We start from the raw sequence: 24856 nt of genomic DNA, 5'->3' as shown, positions 1-24856 counted from the left end.
TCACTTCTCCAGCAAGAAGTTCACCATCAGGTCGCGCACCCGGGCAAACATGTGGGCCCCGGTCATGGTGCCGCAGCCCTTGGCACGGGCAGCGGCGATCAGCGGCGTGATGGCGGGCGCGGTGATCACGCAGCCGACAAACATGCTGCTCTGGAGCTTGTCGGCATCCAGCGGGTACGGATCGCCCTCTTGCATGCCCACCGGCGTGGCGTTGAGCACGATGTCAAACCCGGTGGGGTCGGCGCTGCCGTGGGTGACGGCGCAGCGGCCCAGGCCCGCCAGGCGGTCTACCAGGGTGGTGCGACGGGCGGTGTCGGCATCGAAGATGGCCAACTCACTCACCCCGGCCACCACCAGCGCGTGGGCAATCGCCGAGCCCGCGCCGCCTGCGCCGACCAGCAGGGCCTTTTTGCCCTCGGGCTGGCAGCCGTTGTCTTGCAGGGCGGACACAAAGCCCAGGCCGTCGAACATGTCGCCGTGCCAGGTACCGTCGGGGTTGCGGCGCATGGTGTTCACGGTGTGCAGGAAGGCGGCGCGGTCCGAGGTGGTGGCGCACAGGTCAAAACAGGCAAATTTGTGCGGCACGGTGACGATGATGCCGTCCACGTTCTGTGCCAGCGAGACGCCGTCGACCCAGGCCGCCAATTGGGCCGGTGCCACGTGGGCCGGAACCACATAGGCGTTGTGTCCCTGGGCCTGCAGGGCCTGGGTCACGCCTGCGGGCGATTTCACCTGGGCGATCGGGTCGCCCACGATGAAGTGGATACGGGTGGCACCGCTGAGGGGTTCGGTCATGGAAAAGTCTCCTTCACGTGAAAGTTGGGTTGGAATGTCGGAATCATAGTCAAAAGTGGAATAGTATTCAAGTATTGAATTAAATTCTGATTTTGGTATGATGCAGCATCGCCACACACAATCGAGCAAGCCATGAACGGTGTTTTAGAGAGAACCCTCGCCATCCTGGAGCTGCTGTCCCAGCACGGCGGTGGCCTGGAGCTGGCGGCCATTGCCGACCGGCTCGACATTCCGCGCAGCGCCGTGCACCGCCTGCTGGTGGACCTGGCCCGCTGCGGCTACGTGCGCCAGACGCGCGACCACGGTGACTACCTGCTGACCACCAAGCTGGTGTCCATGGGACTGAGCTTTTTGAGCAACACCGGCATCGTCGACATCGCCCAGCCGCTGCTGGACCGCCTGGCCGAGATCTCGGGCGAGCTGGTGCGTCTGGCCGTGGTGGACGGCAACCGCCTGACCTGGGTGGCCCGTGCCCAGGGCGCCCGCCAGGGCCTGCGCTACGACCCCGACATGGGCAGCGATGCGCGCATTTCCTGCTCGTCCTCCGGCCTGGCCTGGCTGTCCACCCTGGCCGACGACGATGCCCTGGCCCTGGTGGCCCAGCAGGGCGTGGGCCCGGTGGAAGAGTTCGGCCCCAACGCCCCCAAGACCCTGCAGGAGGTGATGGCCCTGGTGCAGGCCACCCGTGCGCGCGGCTACAGCCTCACCCAAGAAACCTACACCCCCGGCCTCAACGCCATGGCCGCCCCGGTGTGCCTGGCGGGCCAGGCCCTGGGCACCATCAGCATCGCCGGGCCGTCGGCCCGCTTCACGCTGGAGCGCATGCAGGCCCTGGGTGGCGATCTGGTGTCGCTGGCGGCGCAGCTGGCCGCGGCCAGCGGGGCTTCGCCGTTCTTCAACCAGCCCCGGGCCAATGCGGCGGCGGGCCTGAAAAAAATCTATTCCGCCTGACCATGGCCGCCACCGAACACACCGACCTGTTGGTCATCGGCTCCGGCGCCGGGGGCCTGTCTGCCGCCGTCACCGCCGCCCACCTGGGCCTGAAGGTGCTGGTGGTGGAAAAAGAGCCGCAGTTTGGCGGCACCACCGCCTGGTCGGGCGGCTGGATGTGGGTGCCGCGCAACCCGCTGGCCACCGCCGCGGGCATCACCGAGGACATCGCCACGCCTACGGCCTACCTGCAGCAAGAGCTGGGTGCGCAGTTTGACGCGGCGCGGGTGCAGGCTTTTCTGCAGGCCGGGCCGCGCATGGTGGAGTTCTTTCGCACGCAGACCGCTCTGCAGTTCATCGACGGCAATGGCGTGCCCGATTTCCATGGCCGCAACCCGCATGCGGCGCTGGGGGGGCGCTCGATCTGCGCTGCGCCGTTTGATGGCCGCCGCCTGGGTGCCCAGATGGCACGGCTCAAACCGCCGCTCCAGGAAACCACGCTGTGGGGCATGGGCATTGCCTCGGGGGCCGAGCTGCGGCATTTCTTCAATGCGCTGCGCAAGCCTGCCTCGCTGGGGTACGTCACTAAGTTGGTGTTGCGCCACTTCGCCGACCTGCTGCGCTACCGGCGCGGCATGCGGCTGGTCAACGGCAATGCGCTGGTGGCCGGGCTGGCGGCATCGGCCTTTGCCCAGGGTGTGGAGATCCGCACCAACAGCCCGGCGCAGCGTTTGCTGGTGGAGCAGGGCAGGGTGGTCGGCGCGGTGGTGAATGGTATGGAGGTAGGGGCCCGTTGCGGCGTGGTGCTGGCCTGCGGTGGCTTTCCGTTTGATGCGGCGCGCAAGAAACAGCTGCTGCCGCACGCGCCCACCGGGCAGGAACACTGGTCGGCCGCTTCGCGGGGCAACACCGGCGATGGCCTGCGTCTGGGCGAGGCAGCGGGCGGCCAGGTGGCGCGCGATGCGGTGCAGGCTGCTGCCCTGGCCCCGGTGTCATTGGTGCCACGTGCCGATGGCTCGGTAGCCCATTTCCCGCACCTGGTCGAGCGCGCCAAGCCGGGGCTGATCGCGGTGACCGCCGCAGGCCAGCGCTTCACCAACGAGGCCGACTCCTATTACGACTTTGTCAGCAGCCTGCTGGCCGCCACGCCCGCCACCCCCGCTGGATTGCCCGTGCAGGCCTGGCTGGTGTGCGACCACGCTTTCATCCGCCACTACGGCCTGGGCGCCGTCAAACCGGCCCCTATGCCCATGGGCGCGATGCTGCGCAACGGCTACCTGCAGCGCGGCAACACCCTGGCCGATCTGGCACGGGCCTGCGGCATCGACGCAGCAGGCTTGCAAGCCACGGTGGCGCGCTACAACCAGCAGGCGCTGGCGGGCGTGGATGCCGACTTCGCCAAAGGCGACACCCCCTACAACAAGGTGCAAGGCGACGCAGCCAGTGGCTACTCCAACCCCTGCATGGCCCCATTGGTCCGGGGTCCGTTCTACGCCGTGAAGGTGGTCCCCGGCAGCCTGGGCACCTTCGCCGGGCTGCGCGCCAACGCCAGCGCCCAGGTGCTGGACGCACATAGCCAACCTATCCCCGGCCTGTACGCGGGCGGCAACGACATGCACAGCGTGATGGGCGGCACCTACCCCAGCGGCGGCATCACGCTGGGCCCGGCGATGACGTTCGGCTTCATAGCCGCCCACCACGCAGCTGGCGTCAATTTATAAAAAATAGGCCTCCAGCGCTTATTCCATCAGCGTAAGCAGCTCTTTATTCCATAGCAACCAAGGACTTTCACCATGTACTACGAACTCGCCACCATGACCCTGCCTTTCGGCACCGCAGGCCAGGCCGCCACCAACGTGCAGGCTTTTGCCAGCGCGGAGGACGCCAGCGGCGAACTGCTGGGCTGCTGGTTCACCGACATCGGCCAGCTCAACCAGATGGTTGTCTTGCGCGGCTTTGCCGACCTGGCCGCGCTGCAAAAAGAGCGTGGCCGCACGCAGCAAAGCGCCGACGCGTTTGGCTGCGCCAGCATCTTCCAGAGCCTGGAAGTGCACAGCTACAAAGGCTTTCCGTGGATGAAACCGGTGCGCCCCTCGGCCGAATCGGGCATCACCGGCCCGGTGTACGAGATCCGCACCTACGGCATCAAGCCGGGCGGCGTGCAGGCCACCATCGACCTGTGGGAACAGTATGTGCCACCGCGCGAAGCCCTGTCGCCTTGCGTGGTGGCCATGGTGGCGCTGGACGGGCCGCTGCGCTTCACCAACATCTGGGCCTACCCCACGCTGGACGCGCGCAGCAAGGCCCGCGCCGACGCGGTGGCCCAGGGCATCTGGCCCCCCAAGGGCGGGCCTGCGCACCTGACCACCAACATGTTCTCCACCATCGCCCTACCCACCGCGGTATCGCCCTTGAAATAAGGAACGGCCATGCGCAGCTACTCCCTCGCCTACCTCACTGCCGCCAACCTCACCCCGCCGCAGATGCTGGCCGCCGCCGCCCAACTGGGCTACGGCCATGTGGGCCTGCGCCTGCGCCCCAATGCACCCGGCGCGCCGTACCAGCCCTTGCTGGGCGATGCCGCCATCCTGCGTGAAACCCTGGCGGCGCAGCGCGACACCGGGGTGGGCGTGTTCGACATCGAGATCGTCCGCATCGATGCCGCGTTTGACCCGCAGGCCTACCTGCCCATGTTCGAAGCCGCCGCTGCGCTGCGGGCCCGTGCCGTGCTAGTGGCCGGGGACGATACCGACCTGGCGCGCCTGGCCGACAACTACGCCCGGCTGTGCGCGTTGCTGCAGCCCTACGGCTTGACGGCCGATCTGGAGTTCATGCCCTGGACGGCGGTGCCCGATGCCCAGGCCGCCCTGCGCACCGTGCGGGCCGCGGGCAGCCCGGCCAATGCGGGCATCCTGGTCGATGCCCTGCACGTGGCCCGCTCCCACACCACGCTGGACGACCTGCGCGCCTTGCCGCCCGGCCTGCTGCACTACGCGCAGATTTGCGACGCCCCGGCAGGCAAAAATTTCACGGTAGAGCAAATGATCCACACCGCCCGCTGCGAGCGCCTGCTGCCGGGCGAGGGTGGAATTGACCCCGCCGCCATCTTTGCCGCGCTGCCCGCCGACGTGCCCGTCAGCGTGGAAGTGCCACACCAGGTACGGGCCGCCCAGGTGGGCGATGTGGAGTGGGCGCGCCAGGCGCTGGCGGCGTCGCGCCGGTTGCTGGAGGCGGTAAATTAGCGCGGACCCACCAGGCGCATCAGCGAAGACCACGACCGGCGCCAGTCGGAACCTTGCAGGGCCGGGTGCGATTGCCGGTGCCGGTAGATATTGATCTTGGCCTGGTTGCGGGGCGTTTCTTTGCCAAAAATGATGTCGCCGTTGCTGGTGACCGGCAGCGGGCCAAATTGGCTGACCACCAGCAGCGCGCCATTCGGCGAAAACGCAATGCCGTGCGGAAACCGCAGGTGGGCATCGGGATTTGCCAGCTCCTGCGTCGGCGTCTGTTGCAGGATGCGGTTGTGGGTGGCGTCAAAAGCATACGAGCTGACGCAGTCGGCGTTGCTGTTCGACACGGTAATGCTGTGGCCGTCGCGCGCCACCTTGATGTCCTCCGGGCGGAACAACCGGGTGCTTTCGCCTTCGAAGGTTTGTGTGGGCGCCTGGTTGAGCTGGCCCGTGACACGGTCTATGGCGTAAATGCAGATGCTATTCAGGTCGGCGTAGGTCACCAGCAGACTGCTCTCGTCTGGAGAAAAGGCGATGCCTTTGGGTACGCCGGGCAAGCGATCATCCGGGATCCAATCGAGCAACTGCATCGATGGGCCTGCACTGTCAAACCTGAAAAGGCCGATGGCTTTGGGGTGGGTGGATGTCCAACCAAAGGCCACCGCCAGCAGTTTGCCAGACGGTGAAACGTCCATGCCATGGGGTTTGAAGCCCTGCAACGGCGTGGGAAACGGAATGCAGGCGATGGGCACGGTGGCATACCGCTGGTCGGCTTCGCGCTGGTAAATGGTGAAGGTTTCACTGCTCCAATTGACCGCAATGATTTTCTGCCCATCCGGCGAGAAAACCACATGCTGTGGCCCGTCCAGAAGCGCTTCGGGATTTTTGATGACCTGGCTGACGCGGGCTTGCCCGAAACGGTCGACCTTGAAGTTAATCAACTGGCTGACCGATGAAAATGCCGCGCAAAATAAATTTTCCGACGGGTGAAAGGCAATACTGTTGATCAGGCTGTAAGCCCAAGAGTTGTTGACGATGCTGTCCGTGGGGCGCGATTCATACGACAATTTTGCTCTCCAATTATTTCTTGTTTGGGTGCTTACTCCGTAAATCGCATCACATCGCGGTCGCTTTTGTGGATCGGCTGTTGGCTACCTGAATTAGTAACTAACAGTAACTTTAGTTTCACCTAAAGTCTATTAAGGTTTGTATCTAGATGGCGCAAATGGAATTGGGTATTCGGCCCTGGGCAGATTGGGTCGGTATTGGCTTTTTTTTACGCGGATTTATAAGCCGATTGACCGTCCTGCGTCCATTCCATCAGCGTGAGCAGCTATAAATCAAATAGCGCCAGAAAAAACGGCCATCGGCACCGCCTTCACCAGCCGCGTCTCCTGTGCGGTGATCAAGTGCCCCGAGGCCGCCAGGTAGGCCCCGAAGTGGGGGTGGGTGTCGCGGGCGAAGCAGCGGCGCTCGTAGTCGGCCAGGTCGTCGTAGGCCCAGAGGTGCACAAACTGGTTTTGCGGCCCCACCAGGCTGGTGTAGAAGCCCACCGGGTGGCCCAGGGTCTCCATCAGGATGGGCATGGCCAGGCGGTTGAACACCTCCAGAAACTCCGGCATCTTGCGCAGCGCGATGGTGTAGGTGCGGTGGTCGATCAGCGGCTTGGCGGTCGTCATTGGACGGCTCCCGCCAGGTCGGCGATGTGGTTGCCGGTGATGAAGCCAAACGTCATGTTGGGCCCGTGGGTGATGCCTGCGCCGGGGTACTTGCCGCCCATCACGCTGGCGCGGTCGTTGCCCACGGCGTACAGGCCGGCAATCGCCGTGCCGTCGCGCTTGAGCACCTCGCCCACCACGCTGGTCTGGATACCGTCGAAGGTGCCCAGGTCGCCCATCACCACCTTGAGCGCGTAAAACGGGCCGGTCTGCACCGGGGCCACGCAGGGGTTGGGTTGGTGGTCGGGGTCGGCCAGGTAGCGGTTGAAGCTGGTGCTGCCGCGGTGGAAGGCCGGGTCTTCGCCGCGCACCGCGCCGCTGTTGTAGTGGCGCACGGTCTGCTCCAGTCCGGCGGGGTCGATACCGGCGTTGGCCGCCAGCTCGGCCAGGGTGTTGCCCTTGACCAGGTAGCCGCTGCGCAGGTGGCCGCCCAGCGGTATGGGCGCGGGCTTGGCGTAGCCCAGGCCGTACTTGGCGATGGTGGGCTTGTCGCAGATGAGCCACATGGCGGTGTCCCGCTGGCCCGCGCAGGCGCGCACCAGGGCCGCGCCCACGTCGTGGTACGAGTTGGATTCGTTGGTGAATCGCTGGCCGTTGCGCAGCACGCCGATGATGCCGGGCTTGTAGCGGTCCAGCAGGTGCGGGAACACGCCAAAGGTGCCGTCGCGGTAGGGCACGCGCGAGACCGGCATCCAGGCGGCACTGTCCTCGAAGCGGATGTCCACCGTGGCACCCAGTTTTTCGGCCATGGCCACGCCGTCGCCGGTATTGCCCAGGGGCGTGGGCGACAGGTGTTCGCCGCCGCGTTGCAGGTGCGGGTAGGCCTTGGCGATGCGCTGGATGTCTTGCGGAAAGCCGCCGCAGGCCAGCACCACGCCTTGGCGGGCGGTGATGCGGCAGGGGCCGTCGGGGCCGTCGGCCAGCACACCGGTGGCGCGGCCGTCGAACAGGGTGACTTCGCGCACCGGGGTGCTGGTCAGGATGGGGATGCCCAGGTCCAGCGCCGACTGGGCCAGGCGGGCTGCCAGCGCGTTGCCGCTGGTGACCTGGATGCCGCGCCCGTACTGCGCCAGCTCTTTCAGGTGCGTGACAAGGCGTTTGGCCACGTAGACGAACGAGGTCAGCGACTTGGTGGCCTGGAAGAAGTGCTTCAGGTCGGCGTTGGACGAGTTGAACATCATGCCGATGAAAGTGATGGTTTTCAGCGGCGGCTTCAGGCGCGCCATGTCCTTGCCCAGGCCGCGGATGTCGTAGGGCGCGGCCAGGATGGAGCGACCCAGGTCCACGCCGCCGGGCGCGTCGGGGTGGTAGTCGGGGTACATGGTAGGGATGAACTGGGCGGCGGTTTCGCGCTCGAAGAACTCCACCATCTTCGGGCCCTGGGCCAAAAAGGCCTCGACCGCTGCGGCGTCATAGAACTTGCCGGTTTCCTGCTGCATGTAGGTGCGCACGGCGTCCAGGGTGTCGGCCGGGTTTTGCTTGCGGCCATGCGGGCCCAGCGGGATCCACAGCACGCCACCCGACAGCGCGGTGGTGCCGCCGAAGACGGGTTCTTTCTCCAGCACCACCACATCCAGGCCGCGCTTGCGGGCGGTGATGGCGGTGGCCAGGCCGGCTGCGCCGGAGCCGACGACGACGAGGTCGTATTCCATTTTGGGGTTCATTGTGTTGTTCTCAGGTAGCGTTGAAACCGGGGCGGGGCACCATGTCCATCAGCATGGAGGTCATGCCGCCGTCCACTGCGATCTCGGCGGCGTTGACGTAGGCGGCGCGGGGGCTGGCCAGGAACAGGGCCACATCGGCAATGTCCTGCGGCTCGCCGACGCGGCGGCTGGCAGTGACGGCGGCGCGCTTGGCCTCAAAGCCGGGTTCTTCGTAAAACTTGGCCGATAGCGCGGTGCGAACCATCCCGGGGCACACCGCATTGCTGCGCACACCCTGCGGCCCCCATTCCACCGCCAGCTGGCGCGACAGCAGCAGCACCCCGGCCTTGCTGGCGCTGTAGGCCCCGCTGTGGGTTTGCGGGGTCAGGCCCGAGACCGAGGCCACGTGCACCAGGCTGCCGCGCCCGGCCTGGCGCATCTGCGCGCCAAAAGCGCGGGCGCACAGCAGGTAGCCGGTGAGGTTGACGGCCAGCACCGCGTTCCAGTCGTCCAGGCTGACCTCGGCCAGGCCCCCGGCACGCAGCATGCCAGCGTTGTTGATGAGGGCGTAGGCCGGGCCCCAGGCGGCCTGCACCTGCTGGGCGGCGGCCTGCACGCTGGCTTCAGAGGCCACGTCACAGGCCACGGCCAGCGCCGATGCGCCCTGGGCGGTGAGCTCGCTGGCGATGTGTTCGCAGCCCGCCAGGTCGCGGTCGAGCAGGGCTACACGGGCACCGGCCTGGGCCAGGCTGCGGGCGATGGCGGCGCCAATGCCGCTGGCCGCGCCGGTGACGGCGCAGACCTGGCCGTCGAGTTGCAGCCAATGGCGGGGGGTGTCGGGCATGCGGGTCTCCTTGTTATTTGAAGACCCTATTGTTCAAATGCCGGGCAAATACCGGTTTGACAATTCACGCGAAAACCCAGACAGTTCGTGCATCTTTGAACACGTACCCAGGGGATCGATGTGGCAACCAGGGTTATCCCGAACTACGCGCTGTACGGCGACCAGGCCGCGCCGGGCTGGCAAAGCTCGTTCGATTTTGAGTGGATTCCACAACGCTCCCGCCCCTATAACTGGGAGATCCGGCCCCACAAACACGATGCGTTTCTGCAGATTTTGTACCTGTTGCAGGGTACGGCCGAGGTGCAGATCGACCATGGTAAGTTTGCCGTCAGAGCGCCCTGCCTGCTGCTGATTCCCGCACAAACCGTGCATGCTTTCAGCTTCTCGGACGACATGGACGGGCCGGTGGTGACGGCGGCGCAGCGGCCGCTGGAGTCGCTGGCGGCGGTGGCCATGCCGGGGCTGCTGCCCACCATCCGCAAGCCCGCCATCATCACCCTGGACGGTAGCAGCGGCCATGCGGAATTGTTGATGCCGCTGTTTTTGTCGATCGAGCGCGAAGCGCATCTGCTCTCGGCCGGACAGGTGAATGCGGGCATGGCGCTGGTGGCCGCGGTGTGCGTGCAGGTAGCGCGGCTGGCCCAGGTGCAGCAGGCCGCGCAGGCGCTGGGCAACCCGCGCAAAACCCAGCAGATCGAGAAATTTCGCGCCATGGTGGACGAGCGCTTCAAGCAGCACCTGCCCATCACCGCGTATGCCGAGCAGCTGGGCATCACGCCGGGCCAGCTCTCACGCCTGTGCCGCGAGGTGCTGGGCATGTCCAGCCTGGATGTGATCAACGCCCGGCTGGTGCACGAGGCCCAGCGCGACCTGGTCTACACCAGCAACAGCATCCAGCAGCTGGCCGACAGCCTGGGCTTTGCCGACGAGACCTACTTTGGGCGCTTTTTTCGCAAGCACACCGGCCTGAGCCCGCGGGCGTTTCGGTTGAAGGCGCTGGAATCCATGCTGGTGCCCGAGGGTACAGGGCCGGTACCGGCTACGCCAGCCAACCCCACCAGCCCAGCGTAGCCTGGGCCTCTTGGCTGCGGAATGTCAGCCTGGGAAACTTCCGGCGCTGAAAGCCAAACAGGGTGCTCCAGAAGGGATAGCGCCGCCGGGGCTGCATGCCCAGTGCCGCGTAGCCCTTGGGCGTGAGGCCGCGAACGATTGCGTACATCGGGGGGCGGCTGGGGTAGAGCGTGAGGGCTGCCGGGCCGATGTCAGCTTCTACCAGCCCCTGCTGTTTGAGCGTGACCAGCCAGCCGACTTCTATCGGGTTGTTGATGTAGGTATCACCATCGTATTGCGACAGCACTTTCAGAAATGGAAGGGACATAGGGGGCTCCAGTAGCAAGCTCCCATTGCACACCGCCGAGGGCCCATCGCGTGTAGGACAAGCGCGCCAGGGAGGCTTCACGGGCACCGCTACCGGGTGTGCGCCGCCGCCGGTTTGCCCATCGGGTTTCCAGCATTTTTGGCTGCTGGTGCTTATGGGTTAAGCACAAGCAGCTATATTTTAGATAGTGAAATAAACCGGTGGCGGGGGCGGAAGCCTACTTTGCGGCCATGCTGGCGATGGTGTGGGACTGCTTTTGCACCCACACCACAAATTGGTCCATCCAGCCCTGCAAAAACTCCTTGCTGCCCGCACCGATGTTGCCATCGGCGTCAAAAAACCCCTCTTTGGCCTGAAGAAAGGCTTCGGGTTGGCCCATGGTGGGCGCGTCCAGGTAGGCCAGGATGTTGCGCAGATGCTGCTGCGCCAGCGCCGTGCCGATGGCCCCGACCGACATCCCCAGCACCCCGGCGGGTTTGCCGGCCCAGGCGTTGTGGCCATAGGGGCGGGACGCGTGGTCGATGGCGTTCTTCAGTACACCGGGGATGGAGCGGTTGTATTCGGGCGTGACGAACAGCAGGCCTTGGGAGGCCGCAATGTCCTGCTTCAAACGGATCACCTGTTCGGCCTGGTGGGCATCGTCGTCCTGGTTGTACAGCGGCAGGTCGCCAATCTGCAGCATCTTGAACGAAAAATTGGACGGCGCCAGCCGGACCAGGGCCGCGGCCAGTTGGTGGTTGAACGACTCTTTGCGCAGGCTGCCGACGACAACCGCAATTTGGTAGTGTTGCATGAGGTTCTCCAGGGGTTTTAGGGGGGACTAGGCCATGTGGGCCGGTATCAGGGCCTGGAGCGACTTCACTTGCCGCTCCAGGGCCTCGATGCGGTTCAGGTGGCCCAGCAGCAGGGCCACGGAAAACAGGTCTAGGTCAAAGTCGCTGCGCAGCTTGCCTGCCGTACGCAGCGGGGTGACCCATTCGGCGCTGAAGAGCGGCGGCTGGGTGGCAGGTTGCAGCGGCACCAGGGCGCTGTACTCCACCAGTTCCTGCAGGTCGGCCGGGGTGATGCCGCAGCAGCTGGACAGTTCGTCCAGCGTCATGGTTTCGCTGGCATCCAGCCAGACCCATTCGATGAGGGTGAGGTTCATGGGGTCTCCTTGGGGGCGCGGGGATTGAAGTGCGAAATGCGCGACAGCTCCTGGTACAGCGCGCGCTCTGCCTCGGACGGCTTGGGGGCCACGTCGATATGCACCAGCGCATACAGGTCGCCGTTGGCCGCCTTGCCCTGCGCCAGGCCCCGGCCACGCAGCCGCAGCTTACGCCCGGACCGGGTGCCTGCGGGCACGGTGAGCACCACCGGGCCGTCCAGCGTGGGCACCTCGATCTCGGCACCCAGGGTGGCCTCCCAGGGGGCCAGTGCCAGGTCGAAATACAGGTCGTGGTGGTCGGCGCGGAACACCGGGTGTGGCGCCAGCGTGATGTGCAGGTAGATGTCGCCATCGGGCCCACCGTGGCGGCCCTTGCCGCCCTTGCCGCGCAGGCGCAGCTTCTGGCCTTCGCGGGTGCCGGGCGGGATGGTCACTTCCAGGGTGCGGGTGCCACCCGCTTCCTTCAGGTCCAGGCTGAGCGTGGTGCCGCGGTGCGCGTCTTCCAGGCTGAGCTGGACGGTGTTTTCGTAGTCGTGTCCCGGGGTGGCGACCGGCCCGCGGGCGCCGCCGCGGTGGTGGCCCCGGCCCAGCGCCGCCAGCAGGTCGGCCAGGTCCAGGTCGTCGAACGAAGCGGCATCGGCGGCGTGCTCGTGCCGCCACTGCGGCGGCGGGGCAAATTCTTCGCCCGCTTTGGGGTGGCCCAACGCATCGTAGGCGGCCCGCTTTTCGGGGTCTTTCAGCGTGGCGTAGGCCTCGGCAGCTTCCTTGAAGCGGGCCTCGGCGTCGGTGGCCTTGGACATGTCGGGGTGGGTTTGGCGCGCCAGCTTGCGGTAGGCCTTCTTGATCTGGTCCAGGCTGGCATCGCGCGGCACGTCCAGCGTGGCGTAGTAGTCTTTGTAGTGCATGCGGGTGGCCTTTGTATTTGCGCAGCCCCACCGTAGGGCGGCGGGCGTACGGAGTCTGTGCGGTGCAGCACATAGCAGGTGCACCGGTCCATCATGGCGGGAACTGTGCCGCGCAGGCTGATCTAGGTCAAGGTTTTGCGCTTGGCGAGGCGGCGCCAAATCCGCGTCGAAACGCCAGCGGTGCCATACCTTTCACCGCCCGGAACTGCCGGGTGAAATAGCCCTGCTGGCGGTAGCCGGTGGCCTCGGCTATTTGGGCGATGGGGCGGTTGCCGTCCAGCAGCAGGGCGCAGGCGTGGCCGATGCGCAGCTGCGCCAGGTAGCCGCTGACGGTGCTGCGGGTGCTGCGCTTGAAGGCGCGCTGCAACTGGCTCACGCTCATGGCTGCCAGGTCGGCCAGCGTCTCCAGGCGGATCGGTTCGGCGTAGTGGGCATGCAGATGGGCCAGCACCCTGTCCAGCCGGGCCCGGTCGCGCGGCAGCTTGTCGCTGGCAAAACCTTGCAGGGCCAACAGCTGGCGCTGGCGGTCGGCGGCCAGCAGCAACAGCACCTCCACCAGGCCTAGCCAGCGCTGTGCCGGGGCCATGTCCACCAGCGCCAGCAGCCGGGGCCGCACGGTGGCTACCACAGCCGCGCTGAAGGCCACGCCCCGGCGCGCATCGGCCAGCAGCGGGACGATGCTGTCCAGCTCCGGGTAGGGCTGGGTCAGGCCGTAAGCCCACTGTGGCTGGAACCACAGCACCAGGGCGCGGTGCGGCTGCGATGGGTCCAGGGCGGTGCGCGACTGCCAGGCGTGCGGCAGATTCGGGCCGACCAGCACCAGGTCGGCATCAAAGTACTGGCCTACGTGGTCGCCCACGAAGCGCTGGCCGCTGCTGTTCAATGTGAGGGTCAGCTCGAACTCGGGGTGGTAGTGCCAGTTGAAGGGAAACGCGGGCAGCTGCCGGTCAAACAGCGTCCACGACTGGCCGCTGCTGCGGGTGACTTGTTCCAACCAGGGCTGCATGGCCGAATTATGCAATTGGCGCAGTGCGGTGGTTAGAGATGCGGCAATCGTGCAAAAACCTGCAATTTTTCTGCCAGCCTAAACGCGGCGCATTCCTAAACTTTGCTCCACAACAGAAGGAGCAGACGATGGCACACACTTTAGGCTGGGGACTGGTAGGCGCGAGCACCATCGCGCACGAATGGATGGTCGACGCGATCCGCGCCCAGCCGGGCAACACGGTGGGGGCCGTGCTCAGCAGCAACGCCCAGCGCGGTGCCGACTACGCGGCGGCCCATGGCATCGCCCGGTCGTACACCGCCCTTGACGCGCTGCTGGCCGACCCGGCGGTGGATGCCGTCTACATCAGCACCACCAACGAGCTGCACGCCACGCAAGCCATTGCCGCCGCCGCTGCGGGCAAGCACGTGCTGTGCGAGAAGCCGCTGGCCATGAACCTGGCGGACGGCCAGGCCATCGTGGCGGCCTGCAAAAAAGCCGGGGTGGTGCTGGGCACCAACCACCACCTGCGCAACGCGGCCACGCACCAGGCCATGCGCGACCTGATCCGCAGCGGGGCCATCGGCACGCCGCTATTTGCCCGCGTGTTCCACGCCGTGCAACTGCCCGTGCACCTGCAGGGCTGGCGCGTGAACCAGGCCGACGCAGGCGGCGGCGTGGTGCTGGACATTACCGTGCACGATGCCGACACCCTGCGCTTTTTGCTGGATGCCGAGCCGGTGGAGGCCATTGCCATGACCCCCAGCGCAGGCCCGCTGGCCGATGGCGTGATGGCCGTGCTGCGCTTTGACAACGGCGTGCTGGCGCAACTGCACGATGCCTTCAATGTGCCGCACGCAGGCACCGGCATCGAGATCCACGGCAGCCTGGGCTCGCTGGTGGGGCGCGACGTGATGACGCAGCGGCCCGTGGGCGAGGTGCGGTTGCGCACCGCCGACGGCGAGCGCGTGGTGGCCGTGGAGCCGCACAACCTGTACGCCCATTCGCTGGCAGCCTTCAACCGGGCAGTGCTTGGCCAGGGCGCGCCTGCGGCGACCGGCGAAGACGGCCTGCGCTCTTTAGCCGCTGCGCTGGCGGTGCTGGAGGCCGCGCGCACCGGGCGCAGCACGCCGGTAGCCACCGTCTGAAGGCCATGGACGCCGACATTGTCATCATCGGCTCCGGCGTGGGCGGCGGGGCCATGGCGCGCAGCCTGGCCGCCACCGGGGCCCGCATCCTGATCCTGGAACGCGGCGAACGCCTGCCGCGCGAGCCGCAAAACACCGACGCCGAAGCGGTGTTTGCCCAGCGCCGCTACCGCGCCCCCGAGCGCTGGCTGGACGGCGCGGGCCAGCCCTTCCAGCCCGGCCAGTACTACTTTGTGGGCGGCCACACCAAGTTTTATGGCACAGCCATGTTCCGCTTTCGGGCGCGCGACTTTGAGGCCACCGAGCACGCCGACGGCACCTCGCCCGCCTGGCCCATTACCTATGCCGATCTGGAGCCGTACTACGCCGAGGCCGAGCGCGTGTTTGGCGTGCACGGCCAGGCCGGGCAGGACCCGACCGAGCCGCCGCGCTCCAGTGCCTACCCGCACGCCGCCATCCCGCACGAGCCGCTGATCGGTGCGCTGGCCGATAAGCTGGCCGCCCAGGGGCTGCACCCGTTCCACATGCCGTCTGCCGTGGACCTGCACCAAGGCGGAACCTGCGTGCGCTGCGGCACCTGCGATGCCTTCCCCTGCGCCGTAGGGGCCAAGGGCGATGCCGAAACCCGGCTCATCGACCCGGCCTTGCAGCACCCCAACGTCACCCTGCAAACCGGCAGCCAGGTGCTGCGCCTGCTGACCGATGCACGTGGCCAGCGCATCGTGGCCGCCGAAGTGCTGCACCAGGGCCAGGTGCAAACCATCCGCGCGCCGCTGTTCATCCTGAGCGCCGGGGCGATCAACTCGGCCCTGCTGTTGCAGCGCTCGGCCAACGCCCAGCACCCGCGCGGCCTGGCCAACAGCTCGGACAGCGTGGGCCGCTACTACATGAACCACAACACCAGCTGCCTGATGGGCATGCTGCCGGGGGCGGTGAACACCACACGCTTCACCAAAACCCTGGCGCTGAACGACTTTTACGATGGCGTACCGGCCCACCCCACGCAGCTGGGCCACATCCAGATGCTGGGCAACATCCAGGAGCCCATGGTGCGTTCGGCCCTACCGCTGCTGCCGCGCTGGGCGGGCCGCCTGCTGACCCGGCACAGCGTGGACTGGCTGGCCATGTCCGAAGACCTGCCGCACCGCGACAGCACCATCCGCCCGCTGGCCGACGGCAGCGCGCAGCTGCACTGGCAGCGCACCAACATGGCCAGCCACGCCACGCTGGTGGCGCGCACCAAGGCGCTGCTGCGCGGCCTGGGTTTTGCGGCGGTGCTGAGCCGCCCGTTTGGTATCGACACGCCTTCGCACCAGTGCGGCACGGTGCGCATGGGCAGCGACCCGGCGCAGGCCGCGCTGGATCCCTGGTGCCGCGCCTACGACCACCCCAACCTGTTTGTGGTGGATGCCAGCTTCTTCCCGTCGTCTGCCGCGCTGAACCCGGCGCTGACCGTGGCCGCGCAGGGCCTGCGGGTAGGAGAATACGTGCGCAAACACTTGGCCACTTTCTAATTCCGGAGACATCGATGATCGAAGACGAAAAAACCCTGCTGCAAGAGCTGCTGCGCCAGGAAGAAACCCTGCAATTTGGCCGCTTCAATAGCGAGACCGCCCTGAACCTGGGTCTGGGCCTTGTGAACGCGGCGCGGCAGGCCGGGCAGTCGGTGCTGGTGGACATCCGCGTGGGCGATCTGCAACTGTTCCAACACGCCATGGAGGGCTGCAACCCCGACAACGTGGACTGGGTGCGCCGCAAGAACAATGTGGTGCGCCGCTTCGCCCGCAGCTCGTTCTACATGGGCACGCTGTACCGCAGCAAGGGCACCGATTTTGATGCCGCCACCGGCCTGGACCCGCGCGAGTTTGCCGCCCACGGCGGCGCGTTTCCGATCCGCATCCGCGGCGTGGGCCCGGTGCTGGGCACCGTCACGGTGTCGGGCCTGCCGCAGGCCGAGGACCACGCCCTGGCCGTGGCGGTGCTGCAAACGCTGGTGTGATAAACATTTAAGAGAAAAAGGCCGTTTGCGCCTATGGAATAAGCGTAACCAGCTATATTTTGAATAGCGCTGCGCCAGGGCTCAGGCCATGTTCTCCGGCGTAAACAAGTCCATCGCCAGCAGCTTTTGCTGCGGCCCGGCAACCACCGCGCCGGGCAGGGTGGCGGCCAGCATCTGGGCCACGGCCGTTTGGGCCAGGCGCTCTTGCGGGGTGTGGATCACCAGGTCCACCACGCCGTCGATCAGCGCGGCCCGGGTGGTGGCGTTGAGCTCGTTGCACACCACCACCAGCTGTCGGTCCCCCGCCTCTTCGCGCAGCGCCCGGATCACGCCCGCGCCGCCGCCGCCGGTCAGGTGCAGGCCCACCAGATCCGGGTGGCGTGCCAGCAGCTCCAGCGTGGCCTCAAAAGCGAGCTGCGGGTCTTCCAGGTTCACCAGCGTGTCCAGCACCTTGAAGCCGGGCGCGTTTTCGCGCAGGTAGGAGCGAAAGCTGATCTCGGCCAGCTCATGCCCCAGGTAGCGGTGGCTGCCCACAAACACCGCTACTTCGCCCGTGGTCTGCCGGTTCAGGCGGCTGACGGCCCAGGCGGCGGTGCGGCCACGCTGGCGGTTGTCCAGCCCGATGTAGCCCGCCCGGTGCGGCGCGCTGATGTCGCTGAGCAGCGCAAAGCAGGGCGTGCCTTGTTCAAACAGCGTCTCGACCGCCGCCGTGACGTGCGGGTGGTCGACGGCCACCACCGCCAGCGCGTCCACCTTGCCGCCCAGTTCCAGCAGCTGCTCGGCAATGGCTGCGGGCTCCAGCGCGTCCATGAAGGTGATGTGGGCCACGCAGGTTTCGGGCTGGTTCTGGGCCGCGGCCTGCTGCAGCGCGGCGGCCAGGCTTTGGTAGAAATGGTCGTTGCGTTTTTGCAGGCAAAAACCCAGGTGGCGCACCGGCACGCGCTCTTTCAGACGGGCGCGCATCAGGCCCACCGCGTGGTAGCCCAGCTTTTCGGCGGCGGCAATCACGCGCAGGGTGGTGCCCTCGCGCACCGGCAGGCGGCTGTTGAGCACGCGGTCGACGGTGGCGGTGCTCACGCCCGCGGCCTCGGCCACGTCGTGCAGGGTGATTTTGGCTTTCATGGGCCAGATCATCGCACCGTCTGCCATAAATGCAAGTTTCTACGCCTGAAGGGTGATGGTTTTTGATACGATTTGATGGATTTTGAGGTTTTGCATCACACGCTGGGCTGCATTGGTTTTAGCATCCGCTACCACTGCACACCCACAAGAGACAAACCGCATGCAAACCGCAGAAACCACCACCTTCGCAGGCCCCCGTACTGTTCCCAACTGGACCCGCACCCAGGACGACTACCACCTGATCTCCGGCGCAGGCGACCGGGCCCAGGCCGCCGGGCTGGTCAACGCCAGCTGGTACAAATGCGCCGTGCCCCGCCCCCGCATGAAGCAGCTGATGCAGCGCGAAGACGCGCAGGCCATCCGCGACACCGTTCTTTGGTACGCGCTGATCCTTACCGCCGGTGCCGTGCTGGTGGCCACCTGGGGCACGGCCTGGGCCTGGCTGGCCTTCTTTGTCTACGCCACGCTGTACACCGGCCCGGCCGATTCGCGCTGGCACGAGGCGGGCCACGGCACCGCCTTCAAAACCCGCTGGATGAACGACGTGCTCTACCAGATGGCCTGCTTCCAGGTGCTGCGCCGCCCCAGCGTGTGGAAGTGGAGCCATGCCCGCCACCACACCGACACCCTGGTCACCGGCCGCGACCCCGAAGTCGCCGTACCGCTGCCCACCAACTTTGTGGGCATCTTCCTCAACCTGTTTTCCATCCAATCGGGCCCGCGCGAGCTGTGGCGTGTGCTGCGCAATGCCTTGGGCATCCTGGGCGAAGAAGAAAAGACCTTTGTGCCCGAGATGGAGTGGCCGCAGATGGTCAAGGAAGCCCGCGTCTGGGTGCTGCTGTACGCCGCGCTGATTGGCAGCGCCATCTGCTTTGGCAGCTGGCTGCCCCTGGTCTTGTTTGGCCTGCTGCCGGTGATGGGTGGCACCTGGCTGTACACCTTCTTCGGCCTGACCCAGCATGCGGGCTTGCCCGAAAACGTGCTCGACCACCGCAAGAACTGCCGCACCGTCACCATGAACCCGGTGTTCCGCTTTCTGTACTGGAACATGAACTACCACGTCGAACACCACATGTTCCCCATGGTGCCGTTCCACGCGCTGCCCCAGCTGCACGAAACCATCAAAGCCGACTGCCCCCCGCCATACCCCAGCACAGTGGCCGCCTACCGCGAAATCATTCCCGCGCTAGTCCAACAGGCCAAAGACCCGCACTACTACGTGGTGCGCCCGGTGCCTGCCACCGCGGCATAAATTCAACAACCACAAGGAGACACCCCATGACACATTGGACCGACGTTTGCGCACTGGACGATATCGACGACGAAGACGTGATGCGCTTTGACCACAACAACCACACCTACGCCGTGTACCGTTTTAATGACAAGGTCTACGCCACCGACGGCCTGTGCACCCACGAGCACGTCCACCTGGCCGACGGCCTGGTGATGGAACACGTGGTCGAGTGCCCCAAACACAACGGCCGCTTCGACATCCGCGATGGGCGGGCGCTGGGGGCGCCGGTGTGTGTGAATTTGAAGACGTACCCGGCGAAGATCGAGGGTGGGCAGGTGCTGGTGCAGTTGGGGGGGTGAGGGGGCTCCAGAGCAGGCTTTGCCGGGCGGATGATCGCCTGTATTTGAGTGGGTGGGCGGCGGCACGGTGCGTCTGCCGCCAAGCAGGGAGAATGGCCGCTTTCGGCCATCACCGGACATACGGGATTGGCTGCTTCCAGGCGGTCTAAAGCAGTTTCACATCTAGTCACTCTCCGGGTACGCCGCTGCAACGCCGCGTCGGTGATCCTCGCTCATGCCAGCCTCCAGCCCATCAAGCCACGCAAGCAGGTCTTCCCAGTTGCTCAGACTGAAGACCTTTGGGCCATACCGTTGTTCGATTCCAATTGTGGGCCGGCACACCAGGTCCGCCATGAACTTGTCGATGACGATGGCATCGCAGTACGGCGCGAATCGCGAGATGTGCTTGATGTCCTCGAAGACTCCGCTGAGGCGATTTCGCGCATCCTCTCGATTAGAGAACGCGCCCTGCTGGACCATGGCCTTCAGGGTTGCGAACATGTGGGACGAAAGCCACTCGTGCGGGACCTCCAAGAAATGCCGTGACTTAAAGAACTCGATGCACCGCGCAATTCTCTCGGGAAGCGGTTGGTCCTTGGGCAGCCAGTGCATCATCTGTTCTACAACCGTTGCGACCATTGGTGAGTCGAAGGCTGCAGCGACATCCCCGGCGGCGTAACGTTGGATTAGGGTCAGGTAGGTGCTGAGATACTGGTTTGCGGAGTCTCGTATCTCCAGTGCAATAGCGTCAGCGAACGTTTCAGTTGACGCTTGCCACTTGTCGAGAACCTTCACTAATTCGTTAACCGACTCCTCCTTCAGGCGGCGCTTCAACTCGACGTCTCGTATGTAGCCGCCGACGTCGATTCGGAAATAGTCGTCCCACTCGACCAAAGTGCCGCCCCTGATGGCGTCCTCGGTCTCGACAAGATACTGGTGCGGCTGGCCTTTGAGAAATGCCTCCCATGCTTTGAAGATTTGCTTGTGCTCGACTTCGTAGTCCTTCTTGAACTCAGCGCCACGCGACGTGTTCTTGATGAACTCCATCAGTTGGGCGCTGGTCATACCCCCGTGTCCCCGCCACTGGTGCGTTTCGTCTTCGTGCACGGAAGAAAACGGAGCAACGAGCAACTGCATGTGGCACATTCGTTTGACGCGCTTAGCAGCCTCCTTGAATCGCGTGTCGCCACCGCGCATCGCTCCGGAAAAGAAGAACTGGTCGAGATATATGACCTTCTTCTTCACCTCCGGCAGCCAAACCATCGACTGGTAGCGGCAGTGCTTGCAGCCACGCAGGACATGGTCGTGGACGGAAACGTTGCCAAAGCTGTCCTTGGCCCCGCAGCCGGGGCAGTCACCTAAAACGCGGGTTGCGAGCATCCTATATTCTACGAAGACGCAACCGTGGACATCCGGCCCTGAGCTAGCTTTCCTTATGATGGTAGCCCTCGCGTGTAGGTACTTCAGCATGGCTGCGCTTCCTCCGCTTGAACGAAGATCCGAACTGCCGCTTTGGAGCGACCAATAAGTGGCTGCGAATGTCCGTTCAGGGCCCAAAGCCGACTTTTGTGGACCCACTATCCAGTGCTGCCTGCCCCTCCAAGCTGCCACTCGGCCCACCTCCGCTCGACTGAAAATACGCCCATCTCTAACACAGTCACCCTTCTCCAAGAAGCCCGGCAAGTGTGCACCCCACCCGCAACGCTCCAACCCAAACGCTATTGAATAAATAGCTTCTTGTGCCCATGGAATAAGCGCTAGAGCCCTGTTTTACACACTCTCCGGCGTATGGATGTCAAAAGGCACCACCATCTGCTGCGCTGATGACACCGGCCCGGCCATCGCACGGACCAGCCGCTCCGCCAGCAGTGGCAGGGGATGCGAAAGCACGGCCTGCAAGTAGCCGCCCACCAGCGCCTCGCGGGTGGTGGGGATGAGGTCGTGGGCCACGGCCACCAGGGGTGTGGCGGGGTGGCGGTCGACGTGGTCGCGCAGGGCCTGCAGCACGCCGTCGATGCCGCCACCGCCCACGTACACCCCCACCAGGTCGGGGAAGCGCTGCAGCAGGTCGCGCGTGGCTTCCTGGGCGTAATGGTCGCTCTCCAGCGTCACCACCGGCTCCAGCACTTCAAAGCCAGGGGCGTGCTCGCGCACATACGAGCGAAAACTCATTTCGCACAGCTCCTGGCACTGGTAGCGGTGGCTGCCCACAAAGATGCCGATCTGCCCGGGCTGTGCGGCCTGCCGGGTGATGAAGCCCGCTGCGGTGCGGCCCACGCGCCGGTTGTCCAGCCCGGCATAGCCTGCGCGCTCGGGGGCATCCAGGTCGGACACCAGGGCAAACACCGGTTTGCCTTGCGCCCGCAGTTGGGCGACGGCGGCGTGGATGTGGGGGTGGTCGGCGGCCACCAGCGCCAGCGCGTCGCAGGACTGGGCCAATTGCGCCAGTTGCGCGCACACCGCCTGGGGGGCCAGGTCGTCCAGAAAGCGCACCACGGCCCGGCCCTGCATCTGCGCGCTGGCCTGCGTGGCGGTGGCCAGCGCGTTGGCCAGACCGCTGTAGAAAGCCGAGCTGCGCTGCTGCAGCAAAAAGCCCAGCGTGCGCTTGGGCCGCACCTCTTGCAGACGCGCGCGGATGATGCCCACAGGGTGGTAGCCCAGCGCCTGTGCTGCCGTGTGGATGCGGTCGGCAGTGTCGCTGCGCACCGGCACGCGGGCGTTCAGCACGCGGTCTACCGTGGACGGGCTGACCCCGGCGGCGCGGGCCACATCGGCCATGCTGGCGCGGGAGGAGGGTGGTGTGCGTGGGGAGGCGGGCATGTTTGACATATCTGTCATCGGGCATGCCAGTTTATGCCATGGAATGCCGAACGGGCATCAAATTGGGGGGCCGCGCTCCTACCATCAAAGCACTTCACCCACCCCCCGGAGATCTAGCATGCCCAATCCCTACGCACTGCGCGGCAATGTCGATGCGCCAGACACCACGCCCTGGTTCAGCCCCAGCATCGACCGCAAGCTGCTCAAGCAACTGATGCAGCGCAATGACCGCCACAGCCTGTGGAACTACGGCCTGTGGCTGGCCCTGCTGCTGGCCAGCGGCACGGCGGGGGTGCTGGCCTGGGGGACGTGGTGGTGCCTGCCCGCGTTTGCGGTGTATGGCATCTTGTACGCGTCTGCCGACCACCGGGCGCACGAACTGTCGCACGGCACGCCGTTCAAGACGCGCTGGCTGAATGAATTCTTCTACCAATTGGCTGGCTTCATGACGCTGCACGAGGGCCACTACTGGCGCTGGAGCCACACCCGCCACCACACCCACACGCTGATGGTGGGGCGCGATGCCGAAATCGCCGTGCACCAGCCGGTGCGCCTGGGCGGCCTGTTGCTGGACCTGTTCTTCATCAAGTCGGGTGCGGCGCAGATCGCCAACATCGTGCGCCATGCCTGCGGCCAGATCAGCGCCGACGGGCAGCATTTCATCCCCGAAGCCGAGCGGCCCAAGGTGATCCGCGCATCCCGCGTGTATGTGGCCATCTTCCTGGCGCTGCTGGCCGCCTGCGTGCTGATGCACAGCGTGTTGCCCCTGGTACTGGTGGTCGGCCCGCGCTTTTACGGCGGCGCGCTGACGCAGGTGTTCAACCTGACCCAGCATGCGGGCCTGGCGGAGAACGTGCACGACCACCGCGCCAGCACCCGCACTTTCCACACCCACGCTGTGTTCCGCTTTCTGTACGCCAATATGAACTACCACCTGGAGCACCACACCTTTCCCATGGTGCCTTACCACGCGCTGCCCCGGTTGCACGAAGCCATCCGCAGCCAATGCCCGGCGCCTGCCCCCAGCCTGTGGGCGGCCTGGCGCGAGATTCTGCCCGCCTTGCTGCGCCAGCGCCGCAGCGCGGCGGCCGTGGCATCTGCCTGATTGCCCCAGGCGGCACCGCCAGAAAATGCATTGGAGTGATCGCGGGTGATGTGCGCGCCGGTGCGGGTGCAGCCGGAATAATTGCTATCGAATAAATAGCTGGTTATGCTCATAAAATAAGCGCAAACGGGCTAAAAGATGCTGGAGTTTATTGGGAGCAAAGACCACGGATTGCCGGGAACTGTCGTCCTGCCAGCACACTCCCACGTTGAATACGTATTCTTTTAGTACAACGAAAGCGCTGCATGCCCCATTCCCCGGTTTCTTTTTCCCGATTTTTGCCTGGTGCCCGGGCCCGCGCTGCGGCGGCCCTGTTGGTGCTGGCCTGTGGCTTGGGTGCGGGCGCAGCCCAGGCGCAAGACGTGTACATCAACGGCACGGTCGGCGGGGCCGTGGCCCCGGGCGTGTACGGCCAGATCACCTTTGGCTCGCGCCCGCCACCGCCGGTGCTGTACGCCCAGCCCATGCTGATCCAGCGCGGCCCCATCGTCGAGCCGCCGCTGTACCTGTACGTGCCGCCGGGCCACTCCAAAAACTGGCGCCGCTACTGCGGGCGCTACAACGCTTGCGGCAGGCCGGTGTACTTTGTGCAGGTCAATGAGCGCAACCGCTGGTGGGCACAGCCGCGCGGCGGCCCCCGCCCTGACCATGACCGCCGTGGCGACTGGGATGATCGGGGTAACGGCCCGCGCCATGGCCGGGGCCATGACGACCACGGGCGTGGCAATGACCGCAACGACCATGGCCGTGACGACCGCGGCCCCGGGCGTGGCCACGGCCACCGGCAGTTCGACAACTGAAGCCGGTTTGGGTCTTGTGACTGAAATGGGCTGCTCGTGCCCATTCCGTCGGCACGAGAAGCTATTTATTCTGTAGCAATCGGGCCCGGGTCACATGGCTACCTGCAGCGACTGGCCCGTGGCATAAAACTGCCCTCCGGCTACGTAATGCAGGCTGCGCGGCGCGTCGGGTGCGGCATCAAAGTGCCAACGCCCATCGCTGAACACGCGTTCATCGGCCCATGCGGCCACCACTTCGGCGATAAACAGGTCGTACTGGCCCTGGTTGTGCGGCTCGGGCAGCATCCGGCATGCAGGTGTCGTATCGCGTGTGACACGACACCAGCCAACCCACGCAGCCCTGCACCAGCGGCGCGGCGATCTGGCTGGCGGCGAAGGTGGTGATGCCGTGCTGCGCCAGTTTGCCCGGTACGGTGTGGGCGCTGTCGGTGCCTACGGCCAGAGTCTGCGCCGCCATGGCGGCGCAGGGGATGTTCAGGCCAAAGACACCGCTGGCCTCCACCAGCTGCCGGGTCAACGTGGCCTTGTCGATGACCACCGTGACCTTGGGCGGGTCGAAATCCAGCGGCATGGACCAGGCGGCGGCCATCAGGTTGGGGGTGTCGCCATGGGCCGACGACACCAGCACCACCGGGCCGTGGTTCAGCACGCGGTAGGCTTTGGCAAGGGGAACGGAGCTGCAGTGGGCAGGGGCAGGGAAGGGCATGCCCCAAGG

The 24856-nt window shown here is 65.8% G+C and carries 25 protein-coding genes and 1 pseudogene; 12 read left to right on the top strand and 14 right to left on the bottom strand.

All coding sequences use genetic code 11. The features are described from left to right. Nucleotides 1-795 (bottom strand): shikimate dehydrogenase, encoded by a 795-nt coding sequence (locus tag AB3G31_RS15075; RefSeq protein WP_367846897.1) that lies wholly within the window; start codon nucleotides 793-795, stop codon nucleotides 1-3. 132 nt (nucleotides 796-927) lie between these two features. On the opposite strand from AB3G31_RS15075, the gene AB3G31_RS15070 reads away from it, so the two are divergent. From AB3G31_RS15070 to AB3G31_RS15055, 4 genes are all read left to right on the top strand, one after another. Then, nucleotides 928-1746: an IclR family transcriptional regulator gene (locus tag AB3G31_RS15070; RefSeq protein ID WP_367846896.1), complete on the top strand. Its 819-nt coding sequence runs from the start codon at nucleotides 928-930 to the stop codon at nucleotides 1744-1746. 2 nt (nucleotides 1747-1748) lie between these two features. After that, nucleotides 1749-3446, top strand: a complete 1698-nt coding sequence (locus AB3G31_RS15065) for an FAD-dependent oxidoreductase (RefSeq protein ID WP_367846895.1) — start codon at nucleotides 1749-1751, stop codon at nucleotides 3444-3446. A gap of 72 nt (nucleotides 3447-3518) precedes the next feature. Beyond that, the gene (locus AB3G31_RS15060) at nucleotides 3519-4145 is read left to right on the top strand and encodes an NIPSNAP family protein (protein ID WP_367846894.1); all 627 of its coding nucleotides are present in this window, start codon (nucleotides 3519-3521) and stop codon (nucleotides 4143-4145) included. Between the two features lie 9 nt (nucleotides 4146-4154). Continuing rightward, on the top strand, nucleotides 4155-4967 hold the full coding sequence (locus AB3G31_RS15055; protein WP_367846893.1) for a sugar phosphate isomerase/epimerase family protein: 813 nt from the start codon (nucleotides 4155-4157) through the stop codon (nucleotides 4965-4967). On the opposite strand, the gene AB3G31_RS15050 is transcribed toward AB3G31_RS15055, so the two are convergent. The 4 genes from AB3G31_RS15050 to AB3G31_RS15035 form a co-directional block, all read right to left on the bottom strand. Continuing rightward, nucleotides 4964-6022 carry a beta-propeller fold lactonase family protein gene (locus tag AB3G31_RS15050; protein ID WP_367846892.1) on the bottom strand — a complete coding sequence of 353 codons (1059 nt, stop codon included), beginning with the start codon at nucleotides 6020-6022 and terminating at the stop codon, nucleotides 4964-4966. The two genes, AB3G31_RS15055 and AB3G31_RS15050, sit on opposite strands and share 4 nt — an antisense overlap. Before the next feature lie 273 nt (nucleotides 6023-6295). Beyond that, entirely contained in the window at nucleotides 6296-6634 is a 339-nt protein-coding gene (locus tag AB3G31_RS15045) for an NIPSNAP family protein (RefSeq protein WP_367846891.1), read from the bottom strand. After that, nucleotides 6631-8337, bottom strand: a complete 1707-nt coding sequence (locus AB3G31_RS15040; RefSeq protein WP_367846890.1) for an FAD-dependent oxidoreductase — start codon at nucleotides 8335-8337, stop codon at nucleotides 6631-6633. The genes AB3G31_RS15045 and AB3G31_RS15040 overlap by 4 nt, the downstream gene beginning before the upstream one ends. A gap of 10 nt (nucleotides 8338-8347) precedes the next feature. Then, nucleotides 8348-9160, bottom strand: coding sequence for an SDR family NAD(P)-dependent oxidoreductase (locus AB3G31_RS15035; RefSeq protein WP_367846889.1), 813 nt, complete (start codon nucleotides 9158-9160; stop codon nucleotides 8348-8350). 120 nt (nucleotides 9161-9280) lie between these two features. On the opposite strand from AB3G31_RS15035, the gene AB3G31_RS15030 reads away from it, so the two are divergent. Further along, the gene (locus AB3G31_RS15030) at nucleotides 9281-10231 is read left to right on the top strand and encodes a helix-turn-helix domain-containing protein (RefSeq protein ID WP_367846888.1); all 951 of its coding nucleotides are present in this window, start codon (nucleotides 9281-9283) and stop codon (nucleotides 10229-10231) included. On the opposite strand, the gene AB3G31_RS15025 is transcribed toward AB3G31_RS15030, so the two are convergent. From AB3G31_RS15025 to AB3G31_RS15005, 5 genes are all read right to left on the bottom strand, one after another. Beyond that, a complete protein-coding gene (locus AB3G31_RS15025; protein ID WP_367846887.1) occupies nucleotides 10200-10538 on the bottom strand; it encodes a hypothetical protein in 339 nt (112 codons plus the stop codon). The genes AB3G31_RS15030 and AB3G31_RS15025 overlap by 32 nt on opposite strands. Before the next feature lie 217 nt (nucleotides 10539-10755). Then, nucleotides 10756-11331, bottom strand: coding sequence for an NADPH-dependent FMN reductase (locus AB3G31_RS15020; RefSeq protein ID WP_367846886.1), 576 nt, complete (start codon nucleotides 11329-11331; stop codon nucleotides 10756-10758). A gap of 27 nt (nucleotides 11332-11358) precedes the next feature. Beyond that, on the bottom strand, nucleotides 11359-11685 hold the full coding sequence (locus AB3G31_RS15015) for a chaperone modulator CbpM (protein ID WP_367846885.1): 327 nt from the start codon (nucleotides 11683-11685) through the stop codon (nucleotides 11359-11361). Then, nucleotides 11682-12590, bottom strand: a complete 909-nt coding sequence (locus AB3G31_RS15010; RefSeq protein ID WP_367846884.1) for a DnaJ C-terminal domain-containing protein — start codon at nucleotides 12588-12590, stop codon at nucleotides 11682-11684. The genes AB3G31_RS15015 and AB3G31_RS15010 overlap by 4 nt, the downstream gene beginning before the upstream one ends. A gap of 127 nt (nucleotides 12591-12717) precedes the next feature. Next, nucleotides 12718-13596, bottom strand: coding sequence for a helix-turn-helix domain-containing protein (locus AB3G31_RS15005; RefSeq protein ID WP_367846883.1), 879 nt, complete (start codon nucleotides 13594-13596; stop codon nucleotides 12718-12720). Nucleotides 13597-13724: 128 nt separating this feature from the next. Here AB3G31_RS15005 and AB3G31_RS15000 point away from each other — a divergent pair, with 128 nt between their 5' ends. From AB3G31_RS15000 to AB3G31_RS14990, 3 genes are read left to right on the top strand one after another with little or no spacing between them, the layout of a single operon-like run. Then, the gene (locus AB3G31_RS15000; RefSeq protein ID WP_367846882.1) at nucleotides 13725-14723 is read left to right on the top strand and encodes a Gfo/Idh/MocA family protein; all 999 of its coding nucleotides are present in this window, start codon (nucleotides 13725-13727) and stop codon (nucleotides 14721-14723) included. A gap of 5 nt (nucleotides 14724-14728) precedes the next feature. Then, complete coding sequence (locus tag AB3G31_RS14995) at nucleotides 14729-16237, top strand: GMC oxidoreductase (protein ID WP_367846881.1); 1509 nt, start codon at nucleotides 14729-14731, stop codon at nucleotides 16235-16237. A gap of 14 nt (nucleotides 16238-16251) precedes the next feature. Beyond that, nucleotides 16252-16722, top strand: a complete 471-nt coding sequence (locus AB3G31_RS14990; protein WP_367846880.1) for a heme-degrading domain-containing protein — start codon at nucleotides 16252-16254, stop codon at nucleotides 16720-16722. 81 nt (nucleotides 16723-16803) lie between these two features. On the opposite strand, the gene AB3G31_RS14985 is transcribed toward AB3G31_RS14990, so the two are convergent. Continuing rightward, nucleotides 16804-17844, bottom strand: a complete 1041-nt coding sequence (locus AB3G31_RS14985; RefSeq protein WP_367846879.1) for a substrate-binding domain-containing protein — start codon at nucleotides 17842-17844, stop codon at nucleotides 16804-16806. 160 nt (nucleotides 17845-18004) lie between these two features. On the opposite strand from AB3G31_RS14985, the gene AB3G31_RS14980 reads away from it, so the two are divergent. Both AB3G31_RS14980 and AB3G31_RS14975 read left to right on the top strand, forming a co-directional pair. Further along, entirely contained in the window at nucleotides 18005-19096 is a 1092-nt protein-coding gene (locus tag AB3G31_RS14980) for a fatty acid desaturase family protein (RefSeq protein ID WP_367846878.1), read from the top strand. 26 nt (nucleotides 19097-19122) lie between these two features. Continuing rightward, nucleotides 19123-19437, top strand: a complete 315-nt coding sequence (locus tag AB3G31_RS14975; protein ID WP_367846877.1) for a MocE family 2Fe-2S type ferredoxin — start codon at nucleotides 19123-19125, stop codon at nucleotides 19435-19437. A 162-nt stretch (nucleotides 19438-19599) separates the two neighbouring features. Here AB3G31_RS14975 and AB3G31_RS14970 read toward each other — a convergent pair whose 3' ends face one another. Together AB3G31_RS14970 and AB3G31_RS14965 are read right to left on the bottom strand one after the other, a co-directional pair. After that, nucleotides 19600-20796: a hypothetical protein gene (locus AB3G31_RS14970; protein ID WP_367846876.1), complete on the bottom strand. Its 1197-nt coding sequence runs from the start codon at nucleotides 20794-20796 to the stop codon at nucleotides 19600-19602. 390 nt (nucleotides 20797-21186) lie between these two features. Beyond that, nucleotides 21187-22236, bottom strand: a complete 1050-nt coding sequence (locus AB3G31_RS14965) for a LacI family DNA-binding transcriptional regulator (protein WP_367846875.1) — start codon at nucleotides 22234-22236, stop codon at nucleotides 21187-21189. 118 nt (nucleotides 22237-22354) lie between these two features. On the opposite strand from AB3G31_RS14965, the gene AB3G31_RS14960 reads away from it, so the two are divergent. Further along, complete coding sequence (locus AB3G31_RS14960; RefSeq protein WP_367846874.1) at nucleotides 22355-23341, top strand: fatty acid desaturase; 987 nt, start codon at nucleotides 22355-22357, stop codon at nucleotides 23339-23341. A gap of 245 nt (nucleotides 23342-23586) precedes the next feature. Beyond that, nucleotides 23587-24141 (top strand): hypothetical protein, encoded by a 555-nt coding sequence (locus tag AB3G31_RS14955; protein ID WP_367846873.1) that lies wholly within the window; start codon nucleotides 23587-23589, stop codon nucleotides 24139-24141. A gap of 90 nt (nucleotides 24142-24231) precedes the next feature. Here AB3G31_RS14955 and AB3G31_RS14950 read toward each other — a convergent pair. Further along, nucleotides 24232-24847: pseudogene (locus AB3G31_RS14950) on the bottom strand (flavin reductase family protein). Nucleotides 24848-24856 lie beyond the last annotated feature (9 nt).

Origin of the sequence: Rhodoferax sp. WC2427 (assembly GCF_040822085.1) — a bacterium.
GTDB lineage: Bacteria > Pseudomonadota > Gammaproteobacteria > Burkholderiales > Burkholderiaceae_C > Rhodoferax_B.
The sequence above is the reverse complement of the archived record's forward strand: the minus strand, read 5'-3'. Positions and strand labels throughout refer to the sequence as shown.